This is a genomic window from Chloroflexota bacterium, from assembly GCA_020850535.1.
GTDB lineage: Bacteria > Chloroflexota > UBA6077 > UBA6077 > JACCZL01 > JADZEM01.
The window spans coordinates 1-6,461 of the sequence record JADZEM010000227.1 but is presented as its reverse complement, the minus strand read 5'-3'; the positions used below and the strand labels follow the sequence as shown (position 1 = coordinate 6,461).

Annotated in this window: 6 protein-coding genes and 1 pseudogene; 6 read left to right on the top strand and 1 reads right to left on the bottom strand. The window is 66.5% G+C overall.

All coding sequences use genetic code 11. The annotated features are described in order from the left end of the window. The first annotated feature begins 178 nt into the window (after positions 1 to 178). The 4 genes and pseudogenes from IT306_31630 to IT306_31615 all read left to right on the top strand — a co-directional run bounded on the left by IT306_31630 (position 179) and on the right by IT306_31615 (position 3,861). Positions 179 to 1,177 (top strand): annotated as a pseudogene (locus tag IT306_31630) (LLM class flavin-dependent oxidoreductase). A 4-nt stretch (positions 1,178 to 1,181) separates the two neighbouring features. After that, positions 1,182 to 2,024 (top strand): ABC transporter permease subunit, encoded by an 843-nt coding sequence (locus IT306_31625; GenBank protein ID MCC7373005.1) that lies wholly within the window; start codon positions 1,182 to 1,184, stop codon positions 2,022 to 2,024. A 21-nt stretch (positions 2,025 to 2,045) separates the two neighbouring features. Continuing rightward, positions 2,046 to 2,792, top strand: a complete 747-nt coding sequence (locus tag IT306_31620; GenBank protein ID MCC7373004.1) for an ABC transporter ATP-binding protein — start codon at positions 2,046 to 2,048, stop codon at positions 2,790 to 2,792. A gap of 22 nt (positions 2,793 to 2,814) precedes the next feature. Then, on the top strand, positions 2,815 to 3,861 hold the full coding sequence (locus IT306_31615; protein MCC7373003.1) for an aliphatic sulfonate ABC transporter substrate-binding protein: 1,047 nt from the start codon (positions 2,815 to 2,817) through the stop codon (positions 3,859 to 3,861). Between the two features lie 229 nt (positions 3,862 to 4,090). Here IT306_31615 and IT306_31610 read toward each other — a convergent pair whose 3' ends face one another. After that, the gene (locus tag IT306_31610; GenBank protein MCC7373002.1) at positions 4,091 to 4,639 is read right to left on the bottom strand and encodes a DUF1697 domain-containing protein; all 549 of its coding nucleotides are present in this window, start codon (positions 4,637 to 4,639) and stop codon (positions 4,091 to 4,093) included. Between the two features lie 220 nt (positions 4,640 to 4,859). Here IT306_31610 and groES point away from each other — a divergent pair, with 220 nt between their 5' ends. Together groES and groL are read left to right on the top strand one after the other, a co-directional pair. Next, the gene (groES, locus tag IT306_31605; GenBank protein MCC7373001.1) at positions 4,860 to 5,153 is read left to right on the top strand and encodes a co-chaperone GroES; all 294 of its coding nucleotides are present in this window, start codon (positions 4,860 to 4,862) and stop codon (positions 5,151 to 5,153) included. Positions 5,154 to 5,259: 106 nt separating this feature from the next. After that, the coding region (gene groL / locus IT306_31600) for a chaperonin GroEL (protein MCC7373000.1) at positions 5,260 to 6,461 on the top strand (1,202 nt) is incomplete at its 3' end.

Below are 6,461 nucleotides of genomic sequence, written 5' to 3'. Positions count from 1 at the left end.
TCCACGATCCACGATCCACGATCCACGATCCACGATCCACGATCCACGATCCACGATCCACGATCCACGATCCACGATCCACGCCCCCGGGAATTGTCGAGTCTTTCGAGCGGTTGTATAGTCTAGCGATGCGGACGGGCCGCACGGGCCTGGGGACGTCAGGGGAGAGAGGGCGCCGATGCGGTTTTCGCTGTTCTACAACTTCGATGTCACGCCTGAGAAGGATGTGCCGGAGCTGTATCGAGACGTCGAGGAGCAGGCGGTGCTGGCGGACCGCCTCGGCTTCGATGCGATCTGGCTGGCCGAGCACCATTTCACGGTCTACGGCCGGCTCCCGTCGCCGCTGACATACCTGACCTGGATCGGCGCGAAGACGTCGCAGCTCGGGCTGGGGACGGCCGTCATCGAAGCGCCGTACTACCACCCGCTGCGGCTGGCCGAGGACGCGGCGTTGCTGGACGTGCTCTCGAACGGTCGCGTGCGGCTGGGCGTCGGCTCGGGCGCGCGCATGAAGCCCGAGGAGTTTGTCAAGTTCGGGCTGCCTATCGAGGAGAAGAGCGCCCGCACCCTCGAGATCATCGACGTGATCCAGCAGGGGCTGGCACAGTCGAGCATCGACTACGACGGCTCCTGGTATCGCTACCACGATGTCCAGATCAATCCACGCCCGCGGCAGAAGGCGCACAACCTGATCTGGGTTGCCGCGAGCCAGTCCACCGTCGAGATGGCCGGCGACCGTGGCTACGGCCTGCTGATACCGCGGGTGGGGGCCAGCGACGGGCACAAGGCGCTGATCCGGCGGTACCGCGACGCCGCCAACGGTCGCCCGAGCTTCGTCTCGATGCTCCGCTTCGTCTACGTCGCCGAGACCGAGCACGAGGCCAAAGAGCAGACCCGCAAGACGTTCGAGCGGTACGCCAAGTACGACTGCGGTGTGGACTGGGACGGCCGGACGGACTCCGACGAGTACGAGGATCTGGCTGAGCGGATGCACTTCGTCGTCGGCACGCCGGACCAGGTCCGCGAGCAGCTTGCAGCCTGGCAGGATGAGTACGGCTACGACGAGATCATGTGCCAGCTCTACGCGGCCGGCATGGATCACGCCCACTCGATGCGCTCGCTGGAGCTGCTCGGCGCCGAGGTGATGCCGAAGCTGCTCTCTGGCGCGAGGGCCTAACCGGATGGCCGTTCGCACGGACGTCGCCGCGCCGGCCCGCAGCACCCGGCGTCAGCCGGCCAGCCCGTCGGCGCTGCTGGCGCGACGGGCGGCCTACTGCCTGACCGGCTTCATCTTGCCGGTCGTCATCATCGTGGCGTGGTACCTCGCGTCGGTGTCAGGCGCGATCAAGCCGTACCTGTTGCCGCCGCCATCGGCGGTCGTCAGCACGCTCTGGGAGATGACGCTCAACGGCGTCCTCGTCAAGCACGTCCAGGCCAGCGTCACGCGCTGGGTGGTGGGCTTCGTGCTGGGCGGCGGGCTGGGCCTGCTGCTCGGCTCGTGGGTCGGGCTGTCGCGCGGGGCCGAGCGGACGCTGGATACCTCGGTCCAGATGCTGCGGACGGTGCCGTTCCTGGCAATGGCGCCGCTGCTGATCATCTGGCTCGGCCTCGACGAAGCCCCAAAGATCACGCTGGTCGGGTTGGCCGCCTTCTTCCCGCTCTACATCAACACGTTCGCCGGCATCCGCAACGTGGATCGCAAACTGATCGAGGTCGGGCGGGTCTACGGTCTGTCGGGCGCCGAGATGCTGCGGCGGGTGATCGTCCCGGCCGCGCTGCCGGCCGTCTTCACGGGCATCCGTTACGGCCTGGGCGTGGCGTGGCTGGCGCTGGTGGTGGCCGAGCTGATGGGGGCGACACGTGGTCTCGGCTTCATGCTGGTCGAGGGGCGGGAGTTCGTCCGGATCGACGTGATCGTGGGCGGCATCATCCTCTTCTCGCTGGTCGGCAAGTTCGTGGACACCTTCGTGCGGCTGCTGGAGGCGCGCTTCCTGCGCTGGCGCGACACCTATGCGGGGGGCTGAGGCGTGAGCATCGGCCTGACCATGACCGACGTGGGCCGCGTCTTCGAGGGGGCGGTTGGCGACGTGATCGCGCTCGAAGACGTGCATCTGACCATTGCGCCGGGCGAGCTGATCTCGCTGGTGGGGCCGTCCGGCTGTGGCAAGTCCACGCTCCTGCGTGCCGTCGCTGGACTGGACACCGACTACAGCGGCGAGATCCTCGCGGACGGCCAGCCGGTGCACGGCCCGGATCTGACGCGCGGGATCATCTTTCAAGAGCCGCGCCTGTTTCCCTGGCTGAACCTCTGGGAGAACGTCGGGTTCGGGCTGCGGACCGCTGGCGCTGAACGCAAGCAGCGCATCGGCGAGTTGATCCAGCTGGTCGGGTTGGCCGGCTTCGAGCAGGCGTACCCGCATCAGCTGTCGGGCGGGATGGCCCAGCGGGCGGCCATCGCACGGGCGCTCGCTCCAAGTCCGGGCGTGCTGCTGCTGGACGAGCCGTTCGGGGCGCTCGACGCCTTCACCCGGATGCGCTTGCAGGACGCCTTTCAGGACATCTGGCTGGCCCAGCGGACGACGGCGATCCTGGTGACGCACGACATCGAGGAGGCGATCGATCTCGGGCAGCGGGTGGTCGTGATGACGCCGCGCCCGGGCCGCGTCAGACGGGTTGTGGAGATCGATCTGCCGTACCCGCGAGATCGGGGCACAGAGCAGTTCGCGGCCTACCGTCGCGAGATCCTTGCCGAGTTTGACCTGAGCCATGCGGGAGCGGCGCACGCCGTCTGAGTCACCTGTGGGGAGGTTGTCGATGTCTACCCTGATGAGGCGTGCCGTGACACGCCGTCAACTGCTGGTGCTGGGGCTGGGAAGCGGAATGGCGCTGCTGGCGGCATGCGCCCCGTCCGCGAGCGCCCCGGCCAAGCCGGCCGAGCCGGCGAAGCCGACGGCGGCTCCTGCCGCGGGCTCCGGCAGCACGCCACCCGCTATTCGGCTCGGGTTCCAGCCGCCGTACGTGGCGATCTGGGTGATGCAGCGGCAGAAGCTCCTCGAAGAGGAGTTCAAGGCGAACAACGTCAATGTCCAGTTCCAGAAGCTGCTCTCGCCGGCCCCGATGTACGAGGCCCTGACAGGCGGCTCGCTCGACCTGGGCATGGGCGGCCCGCCGATCCCGACCATCGCCGCTGGCCGCCCGATCAGAGTCGTGGCGCTGACCGAGCGCAGCCCGAAGACCCACGCGATCCTGGTCACGCCGGACAGCCCGATCCAGAAGGTCGAAGACCTCAAGGGCAAGAAGATCGCGACGCCGCTCGGCAAGGCGTACGCGTTCCCGCTGCGGGCCCTGGAGCGGGTCGGCCTGAAGGACACCGACGTCGAGATCATCACCATCGAGAACAACGAGGGGCGCTCGGCGCTGCTGACCGGCTCCATCGACGCCTGGGTGACCTGGGATCCGTTCTACGCCAGCGTGGAGGCCGAGAAGCAGGCCCGGATGATCCAGGATGGCGGCGACTTCTACCCGAACTACGTCACCCTCTTCGGGCGCACGGAGTTCATCGAGAAGTACCCGGAGACGGTGGTCCGCTTCTTGAAGGTCTACAACAGGGCGCTCGGCTGGGTGAAGGAGAACCGGCCGGACGCGCTCAAGATCTTCACGGAAGAGAACCAGTACAAGCCGGAAGTGGCTGACCTGACCTGGGCCCGCCGCAACTACCTCCTGGATGCCCCGAACGACGAGTTCATGAAGGACGTGCAGGATCAGGCGAAGATGTACGTCCGCCTCGGGGTGACCCAGGCCGAGCCGAACTGGGACACCGGCATCGACATGAAGCTCGCGAAGCAGGCGCTGGCCGGGTAGGCGGTGAGCAGTCGGACTGCATTTGTCATTCTGAGCGAAACGAGCTTGCGAGTGTAGCGAAGAACCTCACCCGCTGACGCGATGGTTGACGGTCAGTGGGTGAGATCCTTCGCAAGCTCAGGATGACAGAGATTCAGGATGACAGAGGTTGCCGCGGTTCCGCACTGACGAGGATTTGCTTGCCGCTTGCCGGCTGGCGGCAAGCGGCTGGCGGCTGACAGCTGACAGCTCACAAACCCCGCAGCTTCTGGATCGTGTTCCAGTTGCGGGTGGTGACCTGCTTCCCGTACTCCTTCTCGAGGAGGCCCATCAGATCGACGCTGCCGCGCCCGTCGCGGAGCGTCACCACGCTGTAGACCTCGCGGTCCGTGCGCGAGAGGATCCGCAGGGCGCCATCCATGTGGTTGTGGGGGAGCGTCAGGGTGCTGGCGGTTGGCTTCGCCAGCAGCGTGACGTACCGGCGGGTCTGCTTGGTCACCTCGACGCCGGCGAACGGGTCGGCGTCGAGCATCGCCTCGACAGCAGCCCGGGTTCGGAGCATCGTGTCTACCGAAAAGCCGAGGCCGTCCTTGAGGCCGGCCTCGATCCGCTCGATCAGCGCGGCTTCACCGCCGTCCCGATCGCCGCCACCGACATCGAAGACCACGTTGCCGCTGGCGATCAGCGTCTTGACGTTGGTGAAGCCGAGGCCGCCGAAGATCGCGGCCAACTGCTCTTTCGTGGCCTTCCGCTTGCCGAGGTTGATGCCGCGCAGGAACGCTGCGTATCGCTCGCTCATATGTTCTAGTCTAGCGGGTGGGGTGCTGGCCGTCCAGGGATGCTGGCAACGTGACGGCATTAGCACTCTCGGGGAGAGAGTGCTTGCATCGCGCCGAAAATCCCGGTACACTGAGGCTCGGTTAGCACTCAGGGTGACGGAGTGCTAACCGGTGGGAGTAGCGGCCGGCCGCCGGGCGCGGTCCGGACCGACACACTGGGATTCTGAGGGAGGTTGCAGCATGGCTGTTGGGTTGCGGCCGCTGGGCGACCGCGTGGTGGTCAAGCCTCTGGCCCGCGAAGAGGTGACGAAGAGCGGTATCGTTCTGCCGGACACCGCCAAGGAGAAGCCGCAGCAGGGTGAGGTGCTGGCCGTCGGGCCGGGCCGCGTGCTGGACAACGGCGACAAGGTTGCGCTGGAGCTGAAGGCTGGCGACAAGGTGCTCTTCGCCAAGTACGCCGGCACCGAGTTCAAGCACGAGAATGACGACCTGCTCATCCTGAGCGAGCGCGACATCCTCGGCATCCTGTCCTAATCGTCGAAGCTGTCAGCCGACAGCCTTCAGCCAACAGTGCCCCGCTCCATCGAGCGAGTGCCATCCGCTGAACGCTGACTGCTGACACCTGATAGCTGGAGGAAGCATGGCTGCCAAGCAGCTCAACTACAGCGAGGAAGCCCGTCGCGCCCTCAAGCGAGGCGTGGACGCCCTGGCCGATGCCGTCAAGATCACCCTCGGCCCCAAGGGCCGCAACGTCGTGCTGGACAAGAAGTTCGGCCCGCCGACGATCACCAACGATGGCGTGACCATCGCCAAGGAGATCGAGCTCCAGGACCCGTTCGAGAACATGGGCGCGCAGCTTCTCAAGGAAGCCGCCACCAAGACGAACGACGTGGCTGGCGACGGCACCACCACCGCGACCGTCCTCGCGCAGGCCATCGTGCATGAGGGCTTCCGCAACGTCACGAGCGGCGCGAACCCGCTGCAGCTCAAGAAGGGCGTTGAGAAGGGCGTCGGCGCGATCATCGCCGAGCTCAAGAAGAACAGCAAGACCATCGGCGACAAGGGCGAGATCGCCCAGGTCGCGGCGATCTCGGCCGCGGATGAGGAAGTCGGCAAGCTCATCGCCGACGTGATGGACAAGGTCGGCAAGGACGGCGTCATCACGGTCGAGGAGAGCAAGAGCCTCAAGTTCGAGACCGAGTACGTCGAGGGCATGCAGTTCGACCGGGGCTACATCTCGGCCTACTTCATCACCGACCCGACTCGGATGGAAGCCGCGCTCGACGAGCCGTACATCCTCATCACCGACAAGAAGATCTCGTCGATCCAGGACATCCTGCCGCTGCTGGAGAAGATCGTCCAGGTCACCAAGAACCTGGTCATCATCGCCGAGGATGTGGATGGCGAGGCGCTCTCGACGCTGGTCGTCAACAAGCTGCGCGGCATGCTGAACGTGCTCGCGATCAAGGCCCCGGGCTTCGGCGACCGCCGCAAGGCGATGCTCGAAGACATCGCGGTGCTGACCGGCGCCGCGGTCATCTCCGAGGAAGTCGGCCGCCGGCTCGACTCCGCGACCGTCCAGGATCTCGGCCGAGCGCGCCGCGTCGTGTCCAACAAGGACGAGACGACGATGGTCGAGGGCCGTGGCTCCGAGGACGCGATCAAGGGCCGCATCGCCCAGATCCGCACCCAGATCGGCGAGACGACCTCCGACTTCGACCGCGAGAAGCTGCAGGAGCGGCTGGCGAAGCTGGCGGGCGGCGTCGCGGTGATCCGCGTCGGCGCGGCCACCGAGGTCGAGCTGAAGGAGAAGAAGCACCGCGTCGAGGACGCGCTCCAGGC